Annotated in this window: 18 protein-coding genes and 1 riboswitch; of the genes, 2 read left to right on the forward strand and 16 right to left on the reverse strand. The window is 28.0% G+C overall.

The features are described 5' to 3' along the window. Positions 1-100 precede the first annotated feature (100 nt). Entirely contained in the window at positions 101-6,544 is a 6,444-nt protein-coding gene (locus I4U66_RS05170) for an NPCBM/NEW2 domain-containing protein (RefSeq protein ID WP_195928571.1), read from the reverse strand. A gap of 210 nt (positions 6,545-6,754) precedes the next feature. Then, positions 6,755-6,841: riboswitch (cyclic di-GMP riboswitch) on the reverse strand. A gap of 258 nt (positions 6,842-7,099) precedes the next feature. Between I4U66_RS05170 and I4U66_RS05175 the strand changes: the two genes are divergently transcribed. After that, the gene (locus I4U66_RS05175; RefSeq protein WP_195928572.1) at positions 7,100-7,858 is read left to right on the forward strand and encodes a SagB/ThcOx family dehydrogenase; all 759 of its coding nucleotides are present in this window, start codon (positions 7,100-7,102) and stop codon (positions 7,856-7,858) included. A 316-nt stretch (positions 7,859-8,174) separates the two neighbouring features. On the opposite strand, the gene I4U66_RS05180 is transcribed toward I4U66_RS05175, so the two are convergent. The 4 genes from I4U66_RS05180 to I4U66_RS05195 all read right to left on the reverse strand — a co-directional run bounded on the left by I4U66_RS05180 (position 8,175) and on the right by I4U66_RS05195 (position 12,289). After that, positions 8,175-9,584, reverse strand: coding sequence for a vWA domain-containing protein (locus tag I4U66_RS05180; protein ID WP_092922798.1), 1,410 nt, complete (start codon positions 9,582-9,584; stop codon positions 8,175-8,177). A gap of 3 nt (positions 9,585-9,587) precedes the next feature. Beyond that, positions 9,588-10,718 carry an ATP-binding protein gene (locus tag I4U66_RS05185; RefSeq protein WP_195928573.1) on the reverse strand — a complete coding sequence of 377 codons (1,131 nt, stop codon included), beginning with the start codon at positions 10,716-10,718 and terminating at the stop codon, positions 9,588-9,590. A gap of 12 nt (positions 10,719-10,730) precedes the next feature. Then, the gene (locus I4U66_RS05190) at positions 10,731-11,534 is read right to left on the reverse strand and encodes a hypothetical protein (protein ID WP_195928574.1); all 804 of its coding nucleotides are present in this window, start codon (positions 11,532-11,534) and stop codon (positions 10,731-10,733) included. A 200-nt stretch (positions 11,535-11,734) separates the two neighbouring features. Further along, complete coding sequence (locus I4U66_RS05195) at positions 11,735-12,289, reverse strand: helix-turn-helix domain-containing protein (protein WP_195581516.1); 555 nt, start codon at positions 12,287-12,289, stop codon at positions 11,735-11,737. Between the two features lie 300 nt (positions 12,290-12,589). Here I4U66_RS05195 and I4U66_RS05200 point away from each other — a divergent pair, with 300 nt between their 5' ends. Then, positions 12,590-13,951, forward strand: coding sequence for a D-serine ammonia-lyase (locus tag I4U66_RS05200; protein ID WP_195581515.1), 1,362 nt, complete (start codon positions 12,590-12,592; stop codon positions 13,949-13,951). Positions 13,952-14,152: 201 nt separating this feature from the next. Here I4U66_RS05200 and I4U66_RS05205 read toward each other — a convergent pair whose 3' ends face one another. The 11 genes from I4U66_RS05205 to I4U66_RS05255 all read right to left on the reverse strand — a co-directional run bounded on the left by I4U66_RS05205 (position 14,153) and on the right by I4U66_RS05255 (position 25,379). After that, positions 14,153-14,593 (reverse strand): N-acetyltransferase, encoded by a 441-nt coding sequence (locus I4U66_RS05205; protein WP_092922783.1) that lies wholly within the window; start codon positions 14,591-14,593, stop codon positions 14,153-14,155. A gap of 276 nt (positions 14,594-14,869) precedes the next feature. Beyond that, positions 14,870-15,985, reverse strand: a complete 1,116-nt coding sequence (locus I4U66_RS05210; RefSeq protein WP_092922780.1) for a 4-hydroxybutyrate dehydrogenase — start codon at positions 15,983-15,985, stop codon at positions 14,870-14,872. 250 nt (positions 15,986-16,235) lie between these two features. Then, a complete protein-coding gene (locus tag I4U66_RS05215) occupies positions 16,236-18,266 on the reverse strand; it encodes an ABC transporter permease (RefSeq protein WP_195581514.1) in 2,031 nt (676 codons plus the stop codon). Beyond that, complete coding sequence (locus I4U66_RS05220) at positions 18,256-19,023, reverse strand: ABC transporter ATP-binding protein (RefSeq protein ID WP_092922774.1); 768 nt, start codon at positions 19,021-19,023, stop codon at positions 18,256-18,258. Before I4U66_RS05220 ends, I4U66_RS05215 begins: the two co-directional genes overlap by 11 nt. A gap of 223 nt (positions 19,024-19,246) precedes the next feature. Beyond that, positions 19,247-20,284, reverse strand: a complete 1,038-nt coding sequence (locus I4U66_RS05225) for a sensor histidine kinase (RefSeq protein WP_195581513.1) — start codon at positions 20,282-20,284, stop codon at positions 19,247-19,249. Positions 20,285-20,286: 2 nt separating this feature from the next. Further along, positions 20,287-20,955 (reverse strand): response regulator transcription factor, encoded by a 669-nt coding sequence (locus tag I4U66_RS05230; protein WP_195581512.1) that lies wholly within the window; start codon positions 20,953-20,955, stop codon positions 20,287-20,289. A 435-nt stretch (positions 20,956-21,390) separates the two neighbouring features. After that, a complete protein-coding gene (locus tag I4U66_RS05235; protein ID WP_092922765.1) occupies positions 21,391-22,551 on the reverse strand; it encodes an iron-containing alcohol dehydrogenase in 1,161 nt (386 codons plus the stop codon). Between the two features lie 25 nt (positions 22,552-22,576). Beyond that, a complete protein-coding gene (locus tag I4U66_RS05240; protein WP_092922762.1) occupies positions 22,577-22,777 on the reverse strand; it encodes a hypothetical protein in 201 nt (66 codons plus the stop codon). Between the two features lie 30 nt (positions 22,778-22,807). Then, a complete protein-coding gene (locus I4U66_RS05245; RefSeq protein WP_092922759.1) occupies positions 22,808-22,993 on the reverse strand; it encodes a helix-turn-helix domain-containing protein in 186 nt (61 codons plus the stop codon). Positions 22,994-23,107: 114 nt separating this feature from the next. Further along, a complete protein-coding gene (locus I4U66_RS05250) occupies positions 23,108-24,304 on the reverse strand; it encodes a MalY/PatB family protein (protein ID WP_195928575.1) in 1,197 nt (398 codons plus the stop codon). Positions 24,305-24,308: 4 nt separating this feature from the next. Then, positions 24,309-25,379, reverse strand: coding sequence for a M24 family metallopeptidase (locus tag I4U66_RS05255; RefSeq protein WP_195928576.1), 1,071 nt, complete (start codon positions 25,377-25,379; stop codon positions 24,309-24,311). Between the last annotated feature and the right edge of the window lie 3 nt (positions 25,380-25,382).

The raw sequence follows: 25,382 nt of genomic DNA on the forward strand, positions 1-25,382 counted from the left end.
TCTAATAATTCAATATGCTTAATAAAATAAAAAAATCACTGCCTATTAAAAATAAGCAGTGATTTTCTACAGTTACAAAAGTAATATTTTGAATACTTTTTTAATTTATATCAAATAGATATATCATTATGCCATCAAAATTTTCATCTTCAAATAATACATGAACACCATATAAACCTTTAGGTAAACCTTCTATACTTATAACAGACTCATCTTTAGCATCTTGTTCTATCACTGTATTACCATCTTTATCTACAAGTTTAACAGTTTTAGCTACATTTTTTCCTTCTCTATTATATGCTTTAGAGTCAACTACAACTTTACCATTAGATGGAGTTAATTCTCCTACTGCAATAATTTGATCTTTTGCATTTAATGTCTTAAGTTTTTTTAGATTTGCTAATGGTCTTAAATCTTTAACCTCATTATAGCTCATTTCTAGAGTCTCTAAGTTTCTAGCATGTTCAATACCTGTTAAATCAACAACACCTGATAACCTTAAAGTAGTTAAACTACGCATATCACCTAAAGTTATATTTTCAGTTTTACCTAATTGATTTTGGATAGATTTAACTAAATATTTATCTGGAATATTAACAACTTCCTGTAGATTTATTTCTATTAAACCTTTTACACTATCTTGAAGTTCAATAGTCATATTATCTATAGCTTCTTGGCTAGGCTTCTCTTCTTTTAATAAAGCTTCTGCTTTAGCTAATTTGTCTTCTAAAACTTTTACACTGTCCTCAGTATAATTATCTTTATCAACCTTCTTAGCTTCTTCTATCGTCTTAGTTAATTCAGTAGTATCAACTCTGTCAGTATTAACAAAGTATAGCTTAGCATCTGCCCAGTTTGCATGGTCATAGTCAGTACCATTGCCCCCATCTCTAACTATTAACTTTAACTGCTTAGCACCAGTTGTATCTACCTCCACAAACTTCTGTGCATCTTTAGCTTTCATTACGCCACTATCATAAACTTTCTCGCCATCTAAATGAACTTCGAAACTTAAAGCTATATCTCTGTTATATACTTGGCGGTCTACACCTACAAATGAACTAAACATATTTACATTCTTATCTGTTAAATCATATACTATCTCGGAATGTGCATGTGTACCTAATCCCTTAGTATAAACCACTTCACTTCCATCTTCGCCATTAAGTCTTATTTTGTTGTTACTTATAGATTTATCTTTCTTAACTCCACCGTATCCAGATGTTGCAGACTTCCAGTCATAATCAGATAAGTATCTAAAGTCTTCAGGGTTTACTACACTTATAATTCTATTTTTCTCTGTCTTGTTACCATCTCTATCTGTTACAGTATATACTATAGGATAGTTACCAACTCTATTAAAGTTAACTTTATCTTGACCAGTAACTACAACACTTCCAGTTATATTTCCATCTTCCGCATCAGTAGCTTTATATGTTCCTGCTAAATCTTCTAAAGTTTGACCAACTTTAACTGTTTGAGATTTAGGTATAGTTAATTCAGGCTTAGCATTATTAGTAGTTAACTTAGGTTCTACAAATACACCGTGATCTGAAGTATTTCCGTTTCCACCATTGTTAACTTCTAATCTAAGTTGTTTAACTCCTTTAATAGGTACTTTTATATATTGTAAATCATCCTCATGTTTTATTACTTTAGTAGTAGCTAAAGTCTTTCCGTCACCTACAACTTTGAAAGTTATACTTGAATTGTTTTGGACTGGTATATTCATATCCACGCCAACTTTAACTTCGAACTCTTCATAGTTGTGCTCGCCTAAATCGTAAACTACATTACCATTAGCATGAAGTCTTATACCCTTATCGTAATCTTTAATTTCACCTAAAGTTCTACCTTTTATAGAATTGTTACGAGAAGGAGTTCCCCAGTCAGTTTTAACGCTATCCCATTCTCTGTCAGATAGATAATCATAAGCACTAGCAACTGTTACCTTCATAGTTTCTCTAGTTGTTGACCCTTTGTAACTAACTTCATAAACAACATCATAAACTCCTGCTTTAGTATTATCAACATTATTTACAACCTTAATGTCACGTAAATCATTTCCTTCATAATCAGTTGCTTTAACATAATCTAGAGGATTAAACTCTTCACGTAAACCTAAAGTTAAACCACCAACTGTTTTTACTATCGGTTGGAATGCTTCTATACTTACTGGTTTTGCAGTACTTAAATCTTTAGCATAAGCCACTACATCATACTTAGCATTCTCTTCTATATCTATATTCTTAACTACGAAACTACTATCCTTTGTATAACCTATAACTTCACCATCTTTAAGTATTTCATAACCTAATAAATCGTCACTGTTATTAGTATCTATATTAAACTTTAATGTATTGGTTTTATCCTCTTTGTTTATATTAGAAGATACTGTAACCTTAACATCTTCACTAAAGCCTGTGCCTTTATAATCATAAGCACCACCATGAAGATATTCTATTTTCTTATCAGGCTTAGGTAAGTGAGCAACTGCTTCTCTCATTTGAGGAGTAACTTCTACATACTTCCATCCTTCAAAGAAGTCCATTAAGTTTACACCTAATCCTAAAGAATAAGCTACTGTTAATCTTTGTGTATCTGAACCTTTTATAGACTTAATTAAATCTGTGTTATCTCTAACTGCTTTAGATGCTTTAGTATAAGCGTCGTATCCATAAGCAATGTTTAATTGAGATAGTATTGCTAAGTTCTCAAAGTGACTTAAGTTATACTCTTCTCCTTTAAATCTCTTTAGTACCTCATTCCAGTTTGCACGGTCTCCACCTGTACCTGGGTGTAATCTTCTATACTCTTGAGCATAAAGGTTATTTGTAACTTCTCCATGAACTATATGCTTAGTATTAAATATATGTCCAAATTCATGGTTATAAGCCCAGTTATCGTTACCTGGCATTTGTGGTGGCATTGCTAATAACTTAAAGAAACCTTCGTCTTTCTCTATATTATCTGAACCTCTATATCCTGTATAACCATAAGCCGCATATGCATGAGGTCCTCCTTGGAATGCTCTGGCTACGAACTTATTAGGGAAAAGACTATCCTTCTCTTCTTTTGCATTTTCTTCAAATCCCATAAATGATTGGAACATGTCATATATTTCTTCCCAACCTGCCATAGTATCCGCAGAGTCATACCCTTTTGCTTCTGCTTGTTTAATTCCTTTCAATGCACCTTTTGCAGTTGTAGTTATTACAACGTTCTCAGATACGAACTCAGCTATATTGTAAACTTTACCTTTAGGGTTTCCATTAACAAAATCTTCGTCATTAACTGCTACTTTTCTTTCGTATTCCTCCAATTCCTTAGCAAATTCCTTAGGGTCAGTTTCACCATGGAAATACGTAGGAAATTTAGTTCCACCCTCAAATCTTACTTTAGGAGCATAAGCTTGTTCTTCAGGATATGCTTCATTTATTAAATAAACTGCCGCACAGTTCATGTCAGTTGGAACTTTAACAACATTTCTACCTGGATGTAAGTTTACTGTTCTTCTCCAGGTACCTTGTGTCTTACCTACTTGACCAAATCCTAATTGAGGCATTTTACCTGTTGGGTCTGCATCAACATATACTATTATTTCTTCACCTGGAGTTACGTATCTTCCGAAAGACTCTAATGAAGTATATGCTCCACCGTTAATACTTCTCTTAGCACCTTCTGTACCGAAATTACCTCTTTGCTCTCCTACCAAAGTTCTAGACATATTTTCAGTTTCAGTTTGTTCGCCATTTAAAACCTTCTTAGCTAACTCTATAGTAGGCATTAAACTATCCTTTAAAGGGTGTTTCATAACTTCTTTTTCTAAAGACTCTATTGCTTCTAGAGATTTGTATTTGTCTTTAAGCTCACTCATTAATCCATCTGTAAACATATCGTTAACATTATCCGAAACTAAATCTTTTCTAAAGAACATTATTTCATTTAAAGTAGCCCAGTTTTGGTCACCCTTAGTCCATTTTAATTTTATTCTCTTAAACTTAGTAGGTTGGAATTTTGCTTCTATTAAGTCTTTAGTCTTGTTAGCTTTACCTGTAGCAACTAACTTAAATGTCTCACCTTTGCTAGTTGTAGAACCATAAATCTCAAACTCTTGAGCAAAACCTTTAGCATCGCTTTGTCTAGCACCGTAAGCTAATCTATCGATAGTTACAGGGTTAACGAATTCAACTGTTACTTCGTTACTCCAATTTGTATCGTTAGACTTATTAGTTTCCCAGTAAGTATTTATGTCATTGTCTGCCGCTTTATCTATAGTTTGTGATGCATATCTCCCGGCATTATTAGTTATACTCTTTATGTTTTCATAAGGAATTCTAAATTGTTCTATATATTCCTTATTATCTAAATGAGTAAATGATTTAGTAAATGCAACACCACTTACTATTTCTTCTTGCTCTAAAATATTTCTAGCATTTTCTAAATCCTCTTTGAAGTCATTATAAAATGGATGCTTCTTACATTCTTCTTCTAAAGCATTAAGCTTATCTATACTATTGAACTCTTCGCTTAAGGCACTCATAGTGTTGTCAGTAAATAATCTATCCATTTTATCCATTGTAACATCTTGAGTATATAAACCAAACTCTGACGCTAAAGCCCAACCTTCATATCCTTGCTTATAAACAAACTTAACTCTTTTAGCTTGAGTTGGATTAAACTTTATAGATATAGAGTCTCCAGTTCTTGAAGCACTACCACTAGTTACTTTAGTAAATGTGTCTCCTGCACTAGTCTTAGAAGTATAGATATCGAACTTCTCTGCGAAACCTCTATCTCTCGGAGAATAATATACTATTCTATCTAAAGTTCTTATTTGGTCTAAAGTCATTATAACTTCGTTTGTATGAGTTTCGCTATTTCTAGCATCAGAATGCCAATTAGTGTTAGGATCACCATCTATAGCTTTATCTATAGTTTGATTTGACCAATGTCTACCGTTAGTAGTTATATTCTTTATATGACTATTATCTATCTTATAAGTCTTATCATACTCTGCTAACTCTGGAGTTCCAAAAGCTTTAAACTTCGAAACTTTAGCATCTGCATAAGTTACCTCGTTACCTTCTAATACAAGTTTAGCATCATCTAAATCTTCTTTGAACTTACTGTATAAAGGATGTGCCTTCGCTTCATTCTCTAAAGCAGTAAGTTTCTCTAAAGTCCCAAAATCAGGGTTTACTGTATTCTTATTACTGTCTGTAAATAGTTTATCCATTTTCTCTGATAAAGCATCTTCTTTATAGAACCTAGCTTCTGATATGAATGGTCTATTTTCATGGCACTCTTTAAATACAAACTTCAGTCTCTTAAAGTTTGTTGGGTTAAATTTAAATTGCATAAAGTCTTTAGTAACTTCTGCAGTACCGCTAGAAACTAATTTGAATGTATCCCCTTGAGAAGTTTCTGAAGCATATATTTCATACTTAGTAGGAAATCCTTTTTGATTTCCGCTTCTAGGTAATAATGCTATTCTATCAAGTTGTTCTATTTCATCAAAAGTGAATACCACTTCATTAGTGAAACCATTACCATTGCTTCTGTTTGTTTCCCAATGTGTATTAGGGTCACCATCATACATATATTCTATTTTTGTTGTAGAGTAAGTTCCACCATTTACTTGTGTATTAACGATGTGGTCTTTACCTAACATAAACTTGTCATCATAAGCTTTTTGGTTTTCAGTTCCATACCCTAATAACTTAGATACTTTAGTTTCAATAAAGTTAACCTCTTTGTTCTCTAGAACAAGTCTTGCATTATCTATATATTCTTTAAAGCTATCGCGGAATGGATGTCCTTCAGTTTCTTTCTCTAAAGTGTTTAATGCTTCAGGAGTTGCAAACTCTTTACTTACTTCATTCATGTTTGCATTAGTAAATAATCTTTCCATCTTATCTAGAATTCTATCCTCTTTATAGAACCAAAACTCTGCGGCACTTGCCCACTCGTCATGTGCTTCTACGAATTTGAATTTAACTCTCTTTGCTCTTACAGTATCAAATTTAAATTCAACCATTCCACCTGTAACTTTACTTCCTTCTATTTTTCCTGCTAGTTTAAAATCTTCACCTATTTCACTCTCTGAAACATATATCTCTGCACTAGTAGGATATCCTTTACCTTTAGCCCCGTCTTGTCTTGTAGCATAAGCTAATCTATTTATCTCGGCTATATCTTTAAACTCCACAATTACTTCATTTTTAAATTCATTTGTATTTCTAGTGTATGTTTCCCAATGTGTATTAAGTTTTCCATCTATAGCATTTTCTATCTTAGTTCCTGGGTAACTTCTTCCATTGTTTGTTATAGACTGTATCTCAACTCTATAAAGTTCATTATACTTAGCGAAGTTAGGATTGTTCTTAATTTTAAAATCACTAACTGTCATACTTTTAGAAACTTGTTCCTCTATCGCTAATGCTTTTTCCTTTATTACTTCGTTAGCAAAAACATTTAAAGCAGGTGTGCTGTTTGTTGCTATAACAGATATGGCCAATATTGATGCTATCTTTTTCTTCATAATATTCTCCCTCTTATATTATATGAATTTACAATAACTAAATATTTTACCCCAAATTTCAAAATATAGTCTTGCTATAGAGCTATAGTTGTTTTTATTAAATAAAAAACTACCCTTTATAAAGGGTAGTTGCCATCTAAAGTAAACATTATAAAACAATCTTACAATTATATCATAAGATAACTCTATAAAAACAAAGAATATCAATTCTTTGGCAACTGGCTGGCATAGTCTAATTTTACCTTAGCCCCTTTAGCTTTGCGTCGCTAGATTTCTCTAGGTTTGCTAATATGTAATTTTTAGTCATCTATATTAATTATACATAATTTTTTATAAATTAAAATAGTTTTTTTTAATTTAAAATAATTTTAATATATTTTTGAATATATTCTATTAAAGCAAATATTAATTATTACTACACAAAAATATTTATTAATTTTTATCTGTAATTAAGCTTCTAATATGAAATTTTTACCATTTAGGCTTTTTCCACTTATATTTATATATATGGTATAATAAGTGTAAAAATTTATACATTTTAATAAGGAGACATCTATGGATAAAATTGCACAAAACAGAGAATTTTTCAAAGCTGATTTTGAAATACTAAAACAGATAAAAACGGATAAACAAAAAGGAATACCCACTCCTTCTTTCCAAAAAGAATATGATTCAAATTCTAATTTAATAGAGTTACCTCCTGTAAGCAAAGACATTTTAGTTAAACCTAACGTACTAGATTGTATAAATGATAGAAGAAGTATAAGAAAATATAGTGATGAAAAAATAAATTTATCTGAACTTTCGTATTTACTATGGGCTACTCAAGGAATCCAAACTGTAAAAGATAAATTTAGTGCCTTAAGAACTGTACCTTCTGCTGGTTGCACTCACCCATTTGAAACATATTTAATAATAAATAATGTTGATGGTTTAAAGAGTGGAGTTTACAGATATTTACCTTTAGAACATAAACTTTTATTTATAAAGACTTTAAGCAATATAGATGATGAAATAGATAAAGCAACTCCAAACCAACCTTTTGTTCAAGGTTTCGTATCTAAAAGTGCCGTTGTGTTTGCTTGGAGTTGTATTCCATATAGAAGTGAACATAGATTTAGTATAACTGCTCATAAGAAAATACTTATAGATATTGGACATGTTTGCCAGAATCTTTACATAGCATCAGAATCTCTTAATTACGGGACTTGTGCTATCGGAATATATGATCAGGATATAATTGATAATATGTTAGATTTAGATGGAGAAAATGAGTTTGTAATTTATATGGCTTGTTTAGGTAAAAAACTTTAATAAATTAGCTTAATTATTAATATAATTGTATTACTTTAAAGTAAAAATCTCAAAAATATCTTAAATTAAGATACTTTTTGAGATTTTTTAATTTTAATATTTTTAAATAAAGTATAGTATAAAGTACTTTATTTTGATATTTGACTTAATATATATGAGGTTACTTCATCAGGAGAAATATTTAAAATAATCGCAAATTATTCATTTAATAATCTTTCTGCTTCTTTCATAATATTATTATCTCCTTTAGAAATTATATTTCTCATTGAAATTTTATTATTATGTTATTAGAATAACCAGAATTTAATACATAAATTTATAAAATTGGAGCTTGGTTATTCATTGAATATCCATCATTTCTAACATCACTCATATCTAATGTATCATCTTTTATTTTAACCTTGCTAAGTTTTTTAATTGCTCCATAAGGCTCTCTTAATGAAAGTTTATCTCCTCTACCAGAAATAACCCATAAAATCTTATACCCTCTAGGTATTACTTGTAACTTATCTTCTCCTTTACCATCAGTAAAGTATACCAATAAATTAATTTTTTTATTATTAGCATATTCAAAAACTGGGCTAAATTTAGTTGATCCTCTTCTTTTAAGCCTTTCTTTTATATCTTTTACAGATTTGACTTTATACACACGTCTAATTTCATTGTCACATTCTATGATTGTAATTTCATGGTTATAATTTTTTACTATATTAAGTACTTCCTTAATAGCTTGTTTAAATTCTTCATCACTAATGCTTCCACTTATATCAAGTGCAACAGCTATCTCTGCTTTATGAGATCTCAACTGCCCCCTCAAATCTAATCTATTTGGCTGTCTTCTATTTCTTCTTGTTATAGTCTTCTTTTTATTACTTTCGATTGTTCCCATCAATCTATTAAGATATAAGTTCCAAGGCAATTCACCTTTACTATTTTTAAGTGATGATATCATACCATCTAAGTATTCTGGAATTTTACCTTTTTGAGAATTATTAATAGCTTTTTGGGTAAATTCTTTAAGAGTTTCCTCATCTATATTACTAGAATCTTCCCAAATATCATGAGTTTTTTCTGGATTGTATTCAGTTTCTATATCATCAGACTGACGAGTATCATCTTCTTCGCCATCTTTATCTACTTCTTGTAAATCTAATTCAGTTTGAATTTTTTCTACATAGTATTCAAAAGGCTCATAAGGCTCAAGTTTTAAATTATATTTTACATTTACATTTTCTAAAGTAACAGCATATGGTGGTAAATTATTTAAATATTTATTAACCACTATATCCATCGCCATATTAATAGCTAATGTACTGTATTTTCCTTTTAATTCTCTTGCTCTTACTAAATGCATAGATATTACATGAAGAATTTCATGTTTAATTGTACTTTCCATTTGTCTCATATTAAGGTCTAAAAAAATTATTGGGTTAAAGTATATGACATACTTAGCACCTTTAAAATTTATAGCAGTGGGACTACTTATATCAAATCTTATTTCTCTTGATGTTTGAAATAAAAAATATCCATAGAAATTATCTTTATCTTCCATAAGGCTTAGATTAACTTTATCTACTAAACTAAAAAATTCATTTTTGAAATCTTGTGGTATATCTATCTCAAATTTTTCACCCTTGTGATTTGCCTTTAACATAGCATACGTATCTATAATTTTCTCTGCTTTATAATAAAGATCTCTTTTTTGTTTATCAAAGTAAGTTTCCATAGGCTATCCCCTTATTAATTTATAAGATTCAAAGTAAGCTTCTACGAATTCTTCATTTTCTATAGCTTTTTCGTATACTTTTTTATAGCTATTTTTAATCTCTTTCATAATTCCTACCATTAAATCTATAGGATATACTTTTAAAAACTGTATAAATCTACTAATATAATAGCTTGATTCATAATTTTCACTTTTAATATTTGATTCTAAGTTTCTTAAAATATTCATTGCTGCTAAGTAAAGTCTTGTATGACTTTCAGTTTTTACTCTTTCTATAACAGATTCACTTAAAGTATCTCCACAAAAAACATCTTCATAAGATATTAATGGGCTATAATCTGATTCAACAAAACTTATAAATTCCTCTGCGATAACTTTACCTACATTTCCTTTTATAACATTTAAAAATACAGCTTTTGGTATTGAGTCCTTTTGATCCTTGTATGCTTTATAACTTTTAGAAACTCTTTCATAACTTCTTGGAGTTGCAGATACATCTCCTTCATTTGTTTTGTGTAAATATTCTGGGAATGTTGAAATAAACTCTATAACCTTTTGTTCAAGCCCTTCATCTATTGCCCATTTTAGCCATTGATTATAATCAGACTCCATATTTAACCATACAAATCTATTTTCTTGAGCTGCATCCATATCTACAACTTGATAATCAAAATCTGAACCATACTTACTTGATGGATTCATTGCTGCTAAAATCTTTACATCATCATGTAACTTATATCCATTTATTTCTCTATTTAATATTAAGTTCATAAGCTCTTGTTGTACCGTATGCTCACAACGATTTATTTCATCTATAAATAAAAGAACATTTCTTCCTTTAGATATTTCTTCATCAATTTCTCTTAACTTGTTATGAACAGCATATACTGTTGTTTTCTTTACTATCTCCTGACCATTAGAATCACTCATTATATAAGATTCTACAGTTGGCAAGCCTCCTATTTCACCTTCTTTAAGTAAGTTTCCATCAATAACAATTAAACTCCACTCATTTTCTTTAGCAAGCTTTTTTGCTAATGCAGTTTTTCCTATTCCACTTTCGCCAACTACTAAAGGTACTTCCCCAGTAGCTAAAACTAAGTCAACGCTTTTTAATGTCTCTATAAAATTCATTTTTTATTTCTCCTATATCATCTTAAGTTTTTCATCTACAGCTATTTTTTTAGCTTTTTTACTTCCGTATTTATGAATGAATATTATCTTATCCATGGATATATTATCATTATTTTTATCTATAGTTTTACAGTTTAAAAAATCTCTAACATATTTTTCTTCAACATCTTCCTTTAATAGCATTTCTTTTAATACTTCTTCTAATTCTTCTTTAGATATCTTATTTGAAATATATTTAATGGTTAAAATGTTTGCCTTTAAAAATTCTAACATTTTATTTTTATCTAAGTTTTTTATAAATCTAATAGCCGATTCATTGCTTTTAATAGCTAAAATCTGTGCATTATAGCTAGGTGAATCTATATATCTTAATGCAGTATAATTTATTTTTACAGCCTCTTCTTGAACACTTTCATAAGGATTTTTTATATATTTTAATGAATCATAATCTTTTCTTACTGCTAATAATTGTAGCTCCTCATTTGGATTTTCAACATATTTAATAGCCCATCCAGCTTTATCTATAGCTAATTTAATTACCTTATCAGTTGGATTTTTAATGCACTCTAAAATAGTCCATCCATCACTTACAGCTTTTATCATCATATCTTCTGTTGGTTTATCTATATATTTAATTGCTCTAGCATTGTTGTCTATAGCTAATTCTTGCATCTCTATAGTTGGATTTTCTATATACTCTAATACAAGCCCATTTTTCTTTATAGCTAATAACTTAATCTCATCTGTCGGATTGTTTATAGTTTTTATAACAAATGGATTATTATTTATCATCTTTATAAGTTTTGCTTCTTCCATAGCATACCTTTCCCTCTATGTTTATTTTTAATTTTTATCTATTTTAATTATTTCTTATTATAATTAATATACCTTTTTAATAAATTTAAACAGAATAATTATGGCAATATATAAAAAAAGTACCTAAAACTATTTTAGCTTTAGGTACTTTTTTATACAAATCCTTCTATTTTTCTAATTTATTTTAAATTTTTTATTTTTTAAAATGATGGCGGTGTTACTGCAAATATAACCTCACAATCCTCATCAGAATTATTTTCCCACTTATGATTTGAGTATGGTGGTATTTTTACACTATCTCCACAATTTAACTCAATAACTGTATTCATCAAATGTAAACTTACACAGCCTTTCATAACATAAGCCACTTCTTCGCCCTTATGACTAAAAAGTTCTTTTGAAGATGACTCTCTTTTAGGTATCTTCATAAGCATAAACTCTATGGTTCCTCGCGAGTTTGGAGTCAATAATTCATAAGCAAAGCTATCATCCTCAGCAAACATTATTTTTTTTCGACTATCTTTTCTAACTACTAAATTTTCAGTAGGATTATCATTTATAAAAAAATTAAATAGGGGTATATCTAAAGCCTTAGAAATTTGTTTTAGCGTATTTATAGACGGGTTTGATGTTCCCTTTTCTATTTGACTAAGTAAAGAAGGTGTTACACCTGTTAAGTTAGCTAATTCTTTTATGGTTAAATTTTTACTTTTTCTATATTCAGTAATATTTCTTGATATATCTACTTCATTCATATGTTAATTTACCTCTTTTGTGTATTTGAAATTATCATTACATATTATATCAATATAACTTATTCTTATCAATTTAATTAAATTTTATTTAAATTTTATAATAATAATTAAATTCAATTGACGTCAATCATAAAAAATGTTAGTATTAGTTAAGTATTATTTAATTATTTGAAATAAAATTAATTAATACTTATTTGAATTAACAAATAGTTTTAATATAAACTTCATTTATCTTAGGTAAATTTATATAAATATTTATCTTTAAGAATTAAAAATAAAAATATAAAGGTGGTTATTATTATGTCTAATACAAAAGTTTTAAACAAAGAAATATCAACTTGGATTGATGAATATCCTTTATTACAAGAAATAATAGATTTAAAAGAATCAATATGGATAAATCCACTTCATACTAATTTTGATAAAGGTATGGAAAATGTTTCGCTTTCTAAAGCTGATGTACTAGATGCAGAAGCAAGATTAAATAGATTTGCTCCATACATAGCAAAGGTATTTCCTGAAACTCAATCAGAAAATGGAATAATAGAATCTCCAATAGCTAAAATAGATAACATGAAAGCTAAGCTAGAAGAAATCTGTGGTAAAGAACTTGCTGGAAATCTATTATTAAAATGTGACAGTCACCTTAAAGTATCAGGATCTATAAAAGCTAGAGGTGGAATATATGAAGTATTAAAACATGCTGAAGATTTAGCTTTAGCAAACAATATAATATCATTAGAAGACAACTATGCTAAATTAGATAGCGATGAAGTTAGAAAGTTCTTTTCTCAATATTCTGTAGTAGTTGGATCTACTGGAAACTTAGGCTTAAGTATAGGTATAATGAGTGCTAAACTTGGTTTTAAAGTTACAGTTCATATGTCTGCAGATGCTAGACAATGGAAAAAAGATTTATTAAGAAGCAGAGGCGTTGAAGTTATAGAGTATGAGTCTGATTACAGCAAAGCTGTTGAAGAAGGAAGAAAACAATCTGAAGCAGATGCTAATAGCTACTTTGTAGATGATGAAAACTCTAAAAACTTATTCTTAGGATACTCTGTTGCCGCTAAAAGATTAGATAAACAATTAAAAGATATGAATGTAAAAGTAGATGATAATCATCCATTATTTGTATACTTACCATGTGGTGTTGGTGGAGGTCCTGGTGGAGTTGCCTTTGGACTTAAGCTTTTATACAAAGATAATGTACATTTCTTCTTTGCTGAGCCAACACACTCTCCATGTATGATGATAGGATGCATGACTGGTGAGCATGATAAAGTTTCTGTTCAAGACTTTGGAATAGACAATATAACTGCTGCTGATGGATTAGCTGTTGGTAGAGCTTCTGGATTTGTTGGTAAAACATTAGAAAAATTAATGAGTGGATGCTACTCTGTTACTGATGAAAATATGTACAGATTATTAACTAAAATGGCTGATAGTGAAAATATATTCTTAGAACCTTCAGCTCTTGCTGGTGTCCCAGGTATAATAAATGTACTTACTTCTGAAGAAGGTAAGAAATATTTAAAAGCTAATAATCTTGAAGATAAGATAGAAAATATAACTCATATAGCTTGGGCAACTGGAGGAAGTATGGTTCCTAAGGATATGATGGATGAATACTATAACAAAGGTGTTTCACTACTTAAGTAGTGAATAAAAGGTATTATCAAGATTTTGATAATACCTTTTATTTATAAATTTAATTTTCTATTTAAATTCCCCTACTTTTTATATGACTTCGATTTCATTTTTTTAAATTTTAAATTATTCTTCTATATAAATCTTCAGACTAAATCTAACAACTGTATCTATTTATCAAGTGTAGCTATATTACTTACCTAACCAACTAATTTATCTATGAATTTTACTTTTATTTTTCATAGTATATTCAATACACATAGTGCCCTCATCAATACTTTCACTAACAACTTCAAAATTCATCTTTTTATAAAATTCAACAGATTTTGTATTATCTTTATAAACAGATAAAGTTAAGTTATCGTATAAATTAATTGTATGTTCAATTAACTTTCTACCAATTCCACAACCTTGGTAATTATTATCAACAAATAATGCACCTATAAATTCATTATTTATAATTGCTATAAATCCTTTTATATTTTCTTCATCTTCATAAACAAAGACATCTGATACAGGTATATAATCATGTTTTACTGTATTATAATTATCTTCCCAATATTTTTTTTCTATAAAATCGTGAGCTTTTATAGTACTTTCTAACCATATTTCCATTATTCTATCTATATCTTTATTCTCTAACATTCTTATCATATTGACTTCTTTCCCCCTACCTACGTATTTTATTTTAATGTTATCATTAACTTTTAAGTAATACTTAGTACATATATACTTTGTATAATTTTTGTACTATAAAAAAGTGCATTAACTAATTTTTTAATTACTTTAACGCACCTATTTTTTATTAATCTAATATAAATATATTCATCTATGTTTTCAGATTAAAAAATACATCTTACTTTATTAAATATAAAAGCTTATTTATATTTATATAAAAATAAAATAAATGTAAAATTTAACATTAGACATTTAGAATAACTCATTATAAATACATTTAATATTTTCTTTTGATAATGAAGTATAACTCTGACTAAGTAATCTTTGTTGGTTAGCTATAACATTTTCAGTAAATAGTAATATGTCAGATTCCTTCATACCGTACTCTCTTAAAGATTTTTTTTCTATAATATTACTTAGTAACTTTTCCATTTCATCATATACATTACAAACTTCACATTCTAGTAATCCACTTAAAATAATATTTAAATCCATTATCTTTCCACTTGGATTTTTTTTATTATAGACTTTAAAAACAGATGTGAAAAATTGATAATTAGCTTCACCATGAGGTACATGATATGTTCCACTTAAAGGAGATGATAAAGCATGCACTGCTCCATTTCCTGCATTACCAAAAGCAATTCCAGCTAAATTACTAGCAATAAGAAAATCATCTAGCATCGAAACTCTTGCATCTTGCCCTTCTTTAACAATTCTTTTAAACCCTTTTATTATTATTTCCATAGCTTGCTTACTAAACATCTCTGTATAAACATTAGCCTTTGGTGAAAGAAATGATTCTATAGAATGAATTAACGCATCTATTGCACTTGTTGCAAAGAATTTATATGGTAAATTTACTAGTAACTCTGGAATAAGTACCGCATAATCTGGATATAACTCATCAATTGCCAGTCCAAGTTTAGAGTTTAACTTAGTTATTTCTGTTATACTAACATTTGATACCTCTGACCCCGATCCACAAGTTGTTGGAATTGTTATCAATGTTCTTACTTTTTCTAACTTTATCTTTTTCTCAAATAAATCTGCTGTACACTTTCCATTTTTTAGAACTAATATTTTAGCCATATCTATTACTGAACCACCACCAATGGCTATAACTCTTTTGTAGTTACCTTTATTAAAATCTTTTAATAGAGCATCCATCATTATATCTGTAGGCTCACCATTTCCATATGTATCTTTATAAGCTACCGTTGCCTTTATGTCTAACTCTTTAAAATTTCGTTCATATATACCTTTACTTGCAAAAATAAAGTCATTCTCTCCTATTTTAAATTCTTCAATAAACTCTTTTGCCTTTTCAAATTTATGAATATTTGTCTTTGCCATAAATAAGTTCATTATTTTACCCCCGATGTTTATATTTTCTGTATATCATTTGTACTTAAAATAGTATATAAAAATACAGTCTATCCAACTAGTCTATAATTAAATTTATTTATATGCTATAATTTAAATATAGAAAATAACTCATCCGATAACTTAAACTTTCAATTATAGGATGAGTTATTTTTATTCAATGGTTGATACAATCATTAAGAATCATATGCAATATTGACTATCTATGTTCTTTCAATAGTACATACTTTAATTACTTATTTACAATTCTCCTATATCCTTTACATGTTCCAAAGAAGTATATAGCATAAATTACACATATACTCACTACTGCAACCACATTAGTTCCTACTGTATCATAGTCTCCAAATATTTTAATTACGTTATTTGCTACCTTTATTCCAAAATAACTATGAACTAAGGCTAAGGCTATTGGAAGTGAGAAATATATAAATACTTGTATAAAAATTGATTTGTTTATCATTTTTGAGCTTACTCCAAGTTTTTTAAGTATTTCATATCTTCCTAAACTTTCTGTTGCTCCTGATAATTGGTTAAGTGCAAGTACTGCTGCACTAGATATTAAGAATATTATCCCTATATATAAACCAATGTATAAAAACATAGCTGCATTAGACATATTAATTTCTAAAACCATTTGTTTACTTATAAATATTAAGATTGAACCATTGTCTTTTTGATATTGAATTTGTTTATTTTTACTTTTTTCAAGATTTTTAGTTAGATTATTTTCTGTATCTTTTTTATCTCCTACATAATTAAAACTTAAACACTTTTGACTTATATCATATTTATCTGCGTATTTATCTTCAACTACAAATGTTATAAAATTATCTTTTGCTAAATCATTTTCTAAAGATTGATTTTGATAGTTTTCATTTATTTTAAATTCATCATTTCCTATTTTTATACTTTTATTATTTTTTATATAATCTTTTATTGGGTTCTCCATAGTAGATGAATTTGTAACAAAAAGTACTTCTTTATCTTTTAAATTTATTGTTTTTTTACCTGCCATTTTATTTAGCTTATTATAATCTGATAGTTTTATAATAGGAATATTATGATCCATCGTAACTTTTAATTGCTTAGATAAAAAATCATCTGAAGTATTTTCAAACATTTTAATAAACTTTATAGGAGATTTGTAAAAATTATAATCTAAATATTCTTTTGAATAATCATTTACATTTAAATCTAACTTTTTAAGTATTTCACTTAATTTTTCATTGTTATAGTTTGTTTTTTCTTGAGGATTGTACGTTTCTATAAAAGTTGCATCATATGGGGTTTGAGACTCTGCTGATTTTTCCATGGCATTTTTTAGTCCTATTGCTGAAGAATACATCCCAATTGATATAAATAACATTAAACATATAATACTCATTGATATATAGTTTGTATTAATTTTACTGTTTAATTGTCTTAAAGTGAAAGTGTTAAGATTTTTTAGATATAAGTTTTTATCATTTTGAACTAATTTTATTAAAAATCCTGCCAAAGATCTAAAAAATAATACTGTTCCTACAACGCCTAAAAGTATAGATAGTTTAAAATTATTATCTGTTATGTCTACAAGAGCATTTTCTAAAATTAATTTATATGCAAATCCTAAACAAACTATAGATATTATAAATAGTGCTACAGATAATATTAAATTTGTGCCTTTTAACTTTTCATTTTTTCTTTGACTATTTATTAAATTTATAAGTTTATATCTTGAAACTACTACAAAATTTAGAATCATAGTTATAAAAAACATTATACTAAAATATATTATTGTTTTTATACAAGCTTCCTTTGAAAATATAAATTGATATTTTTTCATATCCAGTGAAAATAATTTTGCAGTAACTGAAGCTAGTCCTTGAGATAAAAATACACCTACAAATAGTCCTACTGCTAAAGACATAACCCCAACTATTATAGTTTCATAAAATAGCATAAAAGCAATTTTACTTCTACTAATACCTAGTGTCATATATATACCAAATTCTCTATTTCTTTTTTTAATTATAAAGTTATTTGCATATATTATTAAAAAACCTAATATGAAAGACACAAAAACTGATACTATTGAAATTATCATAGTTGTAACTTCCATTAGCTTTTTTTGATTTTCTGTCATATCCATCATAGCTGTTTGAGCTTCTACTGAGTTGAATATATAAAATATACAAACTCCTAGAACAAGTGTAAAAAAGTAAATACTATAATCTTTCATACTTCTTTGAACATTTCTTTTGGAAAGCTTAAATAACATTGTTATTGTCACCTCCTAAAAGAGTAACAACTTCTATAATTCTTTTGAAAAATTCTTTTCTATCATCATTTCCTCTTACTAACTCATTAAAGATTTTTCCATCTTTTATAAATAAAATTCTTTTACAATAACTAGCTGTAAAAGCATCATGAGTTACCATCATTATTGTAGAATTCATACTTTCATTTAGGTCAGATAAATTTTCAAGTAAAACTCTTGCTGATTTTGAATCTAGAGACCCTGTTGGTTCATCTGCAAGAATCAAAGACGGCTCATTTATTATAGCTCTTGCACAAGCTACTCTTTGCTTTTGTCCTCCTGATATTTCGTATGGAAATTTACTTAATATCTCTGATATTCCAAGTCTACTTGATACACTTTTTACTCTTTTATCTATTTCTGATCCCTTTACTCCTAGTATAGATAATGCTAAGGATATATTCTCATATACAGTTAAAGTATCTAGTAAATTAAACTCTTGAAATATAAATCCTAAATGTTCTCTTCTAAACTTTTCTATATTTTTTCTTGATAAAGTTGTTATATCTTTATCTTCAATTTGTATGTTTCCGGTAGTTACCTTATCTATTGTTGCTATACAATTTAAAAGTGTAGTTTTACCACTTCCACTAGGTCCCATAATCCCTATAAATTCACCCTTATCAACTTCAAACGAAATATTATTAATAGCTTTTGTTAGATTTTTCTTATTCCCATAATATTTTTCTATATTTTTAACCTTAAGAACTGTACTCATTTTATCTCCTCCATATTTTTTAATTTATAACTTTATTTTATAGTCTTTAGAGGATTTAATTAATAAGATAACCTTACGACTATCTTACGAAAATGTAAGTTTATTTACTTCTTAGGAAATTATATTTAATCCTGATTTGTGGATAAATATAATTTCCAACATATAAACTTGAGTAACGGACCTGTTTTTCAAGGTCGTTGGCAACATGAGCAAAGCGAATTTTTTATATTTGAATCATATTACTTTTTGGAAAAGTTATTTTTACAGTAGTTTCTTTATTAACAACAGAGTATATATCTAATCCTAAATACATCTTTTCTGCTAATCGTTTTGATATATAAAGTCCCATTCCTGTTGATTTTTTTAGTTTTCTTCCATTAATCCCTGTAAAACCTTTGTTAAAAACTTTTTTTAAATCCTTCTTATCAATTCCAATTCCATTGTCTTTTATATACAATTCTAGGCTATTGTCTTTAAGCTTTGTGTATATAGATATCTTTGGAAGTTCTTTTTCTAACTTTTTATTTATAGTTTTATCTCCTATGTATTTTATAGAATTTACTATAATTTGATTTAGTATAAACTCCATCCATTTTGCATCACAATAAACTATTTCTCTAAAATCTTGTATATCTATACAAATCTTCTTTTCCCTAATTAAGTTTTTATTTCTTTTAATAGTGTTATTTATACACTTTCTTAAATCTGTTTCTTTTATTATGTAATCTATTTCTATTTCATTAGATTTTGAATAATAAAGAGCTTGTTCTATAAAACCTTCTACTTTTTCTATTTCTTCTAAAATACTTAATGTATGTTCATTTTTATTATTTTCTATAACTAACTTACTAGCTGCTATTGGAGTTTTTATTTCATGAACCCACAAATCAAGGTATTCTCTGTATTCTTCTTGATTAAATTTATATTTATTGACTTCTTCATTCATAGATTTATCTGTAATGCTAAGTACATCATATAAAATTTTTCCTTCGCAAAAAGATGGTCTTTTTATAACTACTGGTAGTAAATACTTTTTGTCTAGTTCATTTAAGGAATTTATTACTTGATCGTAGTAACTTTTCTTTTTAAAATATCCATAAAAAATTTCTATACTACTTAAAACTATCCAAAGCATTGTTGTAAAAATTATTGTTACTCTTTCAACTTGAGATGCTTTTAGTATAAAAATTACAAAAGCAAGAAATATAAAATTTAATAATATACCTAAGCTTCTATCTTTTAAATAATATTTTATATTCATAGTTACGGCATTATATAGCCTCTCCCCCTTTTAGTTTCTATATATCCACTACATCCAATTTCACTTAATTTCTTTCTAAGCCTATTTATATTAACAGTTAGAGTATTATCATCTATAAATAAATCTAAGTCCCATAAATAATCCATTAAATCTCCTCTTGATACTATCTTCCCCTTATTTTTCATTAAACAATTTAGTATTCTAAATTCATTTTTAGTTAAGTCTACTTCTTGATTTTCAAATATAGCAATATCTTTAGATAAATCCAATGCCAACTCTTTATATAAAAGTATGTTTGTATTAGATTCTTTATATGTTCTTTTTAAAATTGAATTTATTCGTGCTAATAAAATTTGAGTATTATACGGCTTTGTTATAAAATCATCTGCTCCTAAATTCATACTCATAAGCTCATCCATTTCTGTATCTTTACTCGTTACTACAATTATAGGTATATCAGATTTTTTTCTTATTTCTCTACAAATATAATACCCATCATATATAGGTAAATTTATATCTAATAAAATTAGATGTCCATTCAACTTTAAAATATCTTCTATAATATTTTCAAATTTTGTTAAGCATACAACGTCATATTTATATTTTAATAAGAAATTTTTTAGCTCCATTCTAATTTTTTCTTCATCTTCTACTATAATAATTTTCTTCATAATATTTTTTACCTCCATTTTAAAGATAATTATATCATTTTGGTTGATTCTTTCAATTTATTAATTTTAAATATTATATGAACAGTTTAATAAGTTTTAGCTAAAATACATATTTTATAGCAAAATATAAGTTTCTAATATTTTAAATATATTTTTAGGTATTGAGTATTCATTTTTATTAATCATTATTAATATTGTTAATTTTATTAAATTACTTTCTTTTTCTAGTTTAATTGTGCAGTACTTTTTATTTCATTTTGTTTTATAGGTTTATAATAGTAAGCATGCTTGAAAATCTCTAATAAAGTATTTACGAAATTTTTAAAATAAAAAAGTTGAAACAAGTATCGTAAATAAATACTTGTCCCAACTTTTATATTGTTAATTAACATTCCCTTTTTGATATGGTATTTTAAATATTATGAGATGTTTTTATTAATATGCTGCTTTAAATATATTTATTATATCTTGTTTGTTACCTTTTCTAGGATTACTAAATGCATTTCCATCTTTAAGGGCCATTTCAGCCATATATTCAAAATCTTCTTCTTTTATTCCCATTTCTTTTAGTGAAGTTGGTATACCTATATCTTTAGATAATCTAAACATTGCATCTATCGCTTTTTCAGCTGCTTCATGAACTGATAAACCATCTATGTTTTCTCCCATAAATTCAGCTATATCAGCAAATTTTTGTGGGTTAGATATTATATTATACTTACAAACATGAGGTAATAACATTGCATTAGCAACACCATGTGGCATATCATATAATCCACCTAATTGGTGAGCCATAGCATGAACATAACCTAAGTTAGCATTATTAAATGCCATACCAGCTAATAATGATGCATAAGCCATATTTGTTCTAGCTTCTAAATTCTCACCCATAGCAACTGCTTGTCTTAAGTTATTAGATATTAATTTTATCGATTGTATGGCAGAAGCATCTGTTACAGGGTTAGCATCTTTAGAAACATATGCTTCTACTGCATGAGTTAAAGCGTCCATTCCTGTAGCTGCAGTAAGTCCTGCTGGTTTTCCAACCATTAATTCTGGATCATTGAAAGATACTAATGGTAAGTTTCTCCAACTTACTATAACATATTTTACTTTTGTCTTTGTATTAGTTATAACACAGTGTCTAGTAACTTCACTTCCAGTTCCTGCTGTTGTGTTTACTGCTAATATTGGTGGTAGTGCATTAGTTAAAGTTTCTATACCTGCATATTCATATAAATCACCTTCATGAGTTGCAGCTATACCTATACCTTTACCACAGTCATGAGAAGAACCTCCACCTACTGTAATTATCATATCACAGTTTTTATCTTTGAAAACTTTTAAACCATCAGCTACATTTGTATCTTTTGGATTTGGTTCAGTTCCATCGTATATAACAACTTCAAGACCTGCTTCTGTTAAATATTTTATAGTTTGTTCAACTGCTCCATTTTCTTGGTTTCTTAAGAATTTATCTGTAACTATTAAAACCTTTTTCCCGCCTAACATTTTAGCCCTTTCGCCAATAACTTTTAAACATCCTGGTCCCATAAAGTTGACACTTGGTACTAAATAATCATACATTCTGCCCATTTTATATTCCTCCAATTTGTATACATTATTTTTTATTTATAAAAAGCATAAAATATTTTGGGATTAAATTTTGTATCCTACCCCAATTTAATGTTTTCGTTTTCCTTGTTATAATTTTAACTTTTTTTCTTATCAAATACATCTTAATATCTTGTTTTTCTATGTAAAATTTTAGTCTATTTTTATTTAAAAAATGTAATTTTTTGTTCTTTGCTATTTTTCCCATAAAAAAAGTCCTATTTTTCAATAAGACTAGTTATATATATCTAAATTCTTTTGGCGTTATTCCCTCTAACTTTTTAAATACCCTTATAAGGTAGCCACAATTTTCAAATCTTAAATATAAAGAAATACTATTTATTGATTTGTCTATATCCATTGACAGTGGTTTTGCCCCTGCTATCTTTTTCATATTTAAATATTCGATAAGATTAATTCCCATTTTCCTCAAATAAAATTTGACTTGTCATCATAGCTCCTAAATAAAAATAAATCCCATATATATCGATTAAAATTCAATATATATGGGACTTACCTTTTATGCCTTAAAATTGATTTAAGCTTTTTGACAATACATACTTATATAAGTTTCTTTTATTCTATTTAGAGCTTCATTTAATGTTTCTTTAGGACATCCTATATTAAGGCGAATAAATCCTTCTCCATCTTTTATAAAATAACTTCCAACTACCATAGTTAAATTTGCACTTCTAAAGAATTCTTTAGACTCTTCTTCATCCTTAAATACTTCTCTTACGTCTATCCATGCTAAGAAAGAAGAGTCAGACTTCATAACTTTTGCTTTTGGCATATATTTCTCAAAGAAGTCATAAACTATTTCGAAATTACTTTCTACATAATCTCTCATCTCATCTAACCATTCTTCACTTTCTTTGTATGCTGCAACAATGGCTGGAATAGCAAATACATTTGGAGAAGTTATTGAGTTACTTTTTAGTCTTTCCAATAAAGTTTCTCTAACCTTAGCATCTCTTATTACTACATAAGATGTTTTTAGCCCACCTAAGTTAAATCCTTTGTTAGGAGATACACATATTATACTATTTTTATAAATTTCTGGATGAGCATTCCATAAAGATATAAATGTATGACCTTTAAATACTACGTCTCTATGAATTTCATCACTTACTAAAAGTACATTATACTTCAAGCATAATTCTGACACTTGATATAGTTCTTCTTTTGTCCATATACGGCCTGATGGATTCTGTGGACTGCAGAATATAAATACCTTTATATTACCAGACTTCATTTGATTTTCCATATCCTCAAAGTCAAGGTAATATCTATTATTTTCTAGCTTTAATGGACTACAATATAACTTTCTACTATTATTAACTACAGCTTCTGCGAAAGGATCATAAGCAGGTGTATTTATTAATACTCCTTCTCCTTCTTTAGTATACGCTTGAACTATATAATGAAGAGTTGAAACTGTTCCGAAAGTTAATTTTATCCACTCTTTTTCTATATGAACATCAAATCTCCTTTTGTTCCAATTTATCACGGCTTCATAGAAGTCATCTCCTATAAAGGTATAACTATAATCTCCCACAGATGCTCTTTTTGTAATAGCTTCTTTTATAGCTGGAGCACACTCAAAATCAATATCAGCTAAATCCATAGGAATTGCATATTCACCTAATCCGAATTTTTCTTGAATTACATTATTGCTCCATTTTCTACAATTACCTTCTTTACGATTTAATACTTTGTCAAAATTATATTTCATAGCTTTACTCTCCTAATATTATAAAGTCCTTAGATGTCTTATTAAGTGAAATACCTTTACCATCGATTATGACAATATCATCTTCTATTCTAACTCCCCCTACATCTGGAATATAAATACCTGGCTCGCAGGACATTACCATACCTTCTGTTAGAATATCATCACTTCTTGGGTTTAGTGTTGGCACTTCCCCATCACCAAGACCTATTCCATGACCTAATCCGTGGTTAAAATAATCACCAAATCCATGATTCTCTATAATTTGTCTAGCAATTTTATCAACATCACTAGCTTTCATACCTTGTTTAATTGACCCTATTGCCGATAGTTGTGCTTTTAAAACTACATCATATATTTCTTGAATAATTTTAGGTGGCTTACCTATAGATATTGTACGAGTCATATCAGATTGATATCCTTGGTAAACAACACCAAAATCTATTGTTATAGCTTCATTTTTTTTTAATTTTTTAGTTGTAGGTCTTCCGTGTGGCATTGCTCCCCTTTCACCAGATACTACTATTGGTTCAAATGACATGCCACTTGCACCCTTTTTAAGTGCATGATATTGAAGTAGGGCTGAAACTTCTAGTTCAGTCATACCTTCTTTTATTTCAGATATGACCTCACTAAATACTTCATCTGTAATCTCACAAGCTTTTTTAATAAGCTCAATTTCCTCTTTAGATTTTACAGCTCTTACTTTACCTAATTCGTTAGTTATTAAGTTAATATTAAAACCTGCCTTATCTAATAAAATATACTCTTGTATACTCATAGTTTGGCTTTCTATTGCTATATTTTTTATATTCATTTCTTCTAACAATTCAATTATATTTTCTATATAAGATCCCTGAGATACAACCCTTTTTATAAATCCAGATGTTTTCTTATCTGCTTCATCAGTATATCTACCATCTAGAATTTGATATTTTTGTTCTTTTGTGATAAGCACATAAACACCACTACCGGTTAATGCTCCTATATATCTTTTATTATTTTTCCCTTTAATTAAAAGAGCGTCAACGCCTCTTTCTTCAATTAAATCTATTATTTTTTTTACTCTATTATCCATAAT

It is taken from the genome of Romboutsia sp. D33t1_170424_H2 (assembly GCF_015669105.1).
Taxonomy (GTDB): Bacteria; Bacillota; Clostridia; order Peptostreptococcales; family Peptostreptococcaceae; genus Romboutsia_C; species Romboutsia_C hominis.

Excerpts from the sequence above, each read along its gene's own strand:
- I4U66_RS05240 (WP_092922762.1), bottom strand. The coding sequence starts at position 22,777 with ATGGGAAAAATAGCAAAGAACAAAAAATTACATTTTTTAAATAAAAAT.
- I4U66_RS05250 (WP_195928575.1), bottom strand. The coding sequence starts at position 24,304 with ATGAAATATAATTTTGACAAAGTATTAAATCGTAAAGAAGGTAATTGT.
- I4U66_RS05235 (WP_092922765.1), bottom strand. The coding sequence starts at position 22,551 with ATGGGCAGAATGTATGATTATTTAGTACCAAGTGTCAACTTTATGGGA.
- I4U66_RS05170 (WP_195928571.1), bottom strand. The coding sequence starts at position 6,544 with ATGAAGAAAAAGATAGCATCAATATTGGCCATATCTGTTATAGCAACA.
- I4U66_RS05190 (WP_195928574.1), bottom strand. The coding sequence starts at position 11,534 with ATGGAAGAAGCAAAACTTATAAAGATGATAAATAATAATCCATTTGTT.
- I4U66_RS05200 (WP_195581515.1), top strand. The coding sequence starts at position 12,590 with ATGTCTAATACAAAAGTTTTAAACAAAGAAATATCAACTTGGATTGAT.
- I4U66_RS05215 (WP_195581514.1), bottom strand. The coding sequence starts at position 18,266 with ATGTTATTTAAGCTTTCCAAAAGAAATGTTCAAAGAAGTATGAAAGAT.
- I4U66_RS05205 (WP_092922783.1), bottom strand. The coding sequence starts at position 14,593 with ATGATAAGAATGTTAGAGAATAAAGATATAGATAGAATAATGGAAATA.
- I4U66_RS05245 (WP_092922759.1), bottom strand. The coding sequence starts at position 22,993 with ATGGGAATTAATCTTATCGAATATTTAAATATGAAAAAGATAGCAGGG.
- I4U66_RS05255 (WP_195928576.1), bottom strand. The coding sequence starts at position 25,379 with ATGGATAATAGAGTAAAAAAAATAATAGATTTAATTGAAGAAAGAGGC.
- I4U66_RS05225 (WP_195581513.1), bottom strand. The coding sequence starts at position 20,284 with ATGAATATAAAATATTATTTAAAAGATAGAAGCTTAGGTATATTATTA.
- I4U66_RS05195 (WP_195581516.1), bottom strand. The coding sequence starts at position 12,289 with ATGAATGAAGTAGATATATCAAGAAATATTACTGAATATAGAAAAAGT.
- I4U66_RS05185 (WP_195928573.1), bottom strand. The coding sequence starts at position 10,718 with ATGAATTTTATAGAGACATTAAAAAGCGTTGACTTAGTTTTAGCTACT.
- I4U66_RS05175 (WP_195928572.1), top strand. The coding sequence starts at position 7,100 with ATGGATAAAATTGCACAAAACAGAGAATTTTTCAAAGCTGATTTTGAA.
- I4U66_RS05210 (WP_092922780.1), bottom strand. The coding sequence starts at position 15,985 with ATGAACTTATTTATGGCAAAGACAAATATTCATAAATTTGAAAAGGCA.
- I4U66_RS05180 (WP_092922798.1), bottom strand. The coding sequence starts at position 9,584 with ATGGAAACTTACTTTGATAAACAAAAAAGAGATCTTTATTATAAAGCA.
- I4U66_RS05230 (WP_195581512.1), bottom strand. The coding sequence starts at position 20,955 with ATGAAGAAAATTATTATAGTAGAAGATGAAGAAAAAATTAGAATGGAG.
- I4U66_RS05220 (WP_092922774.1), bottom strand. The coding sequence starts at position 19,023 with ATGAGTACAGTTCTTAAGGTTAAAAATATAGAAAAATATTATGGGAAT.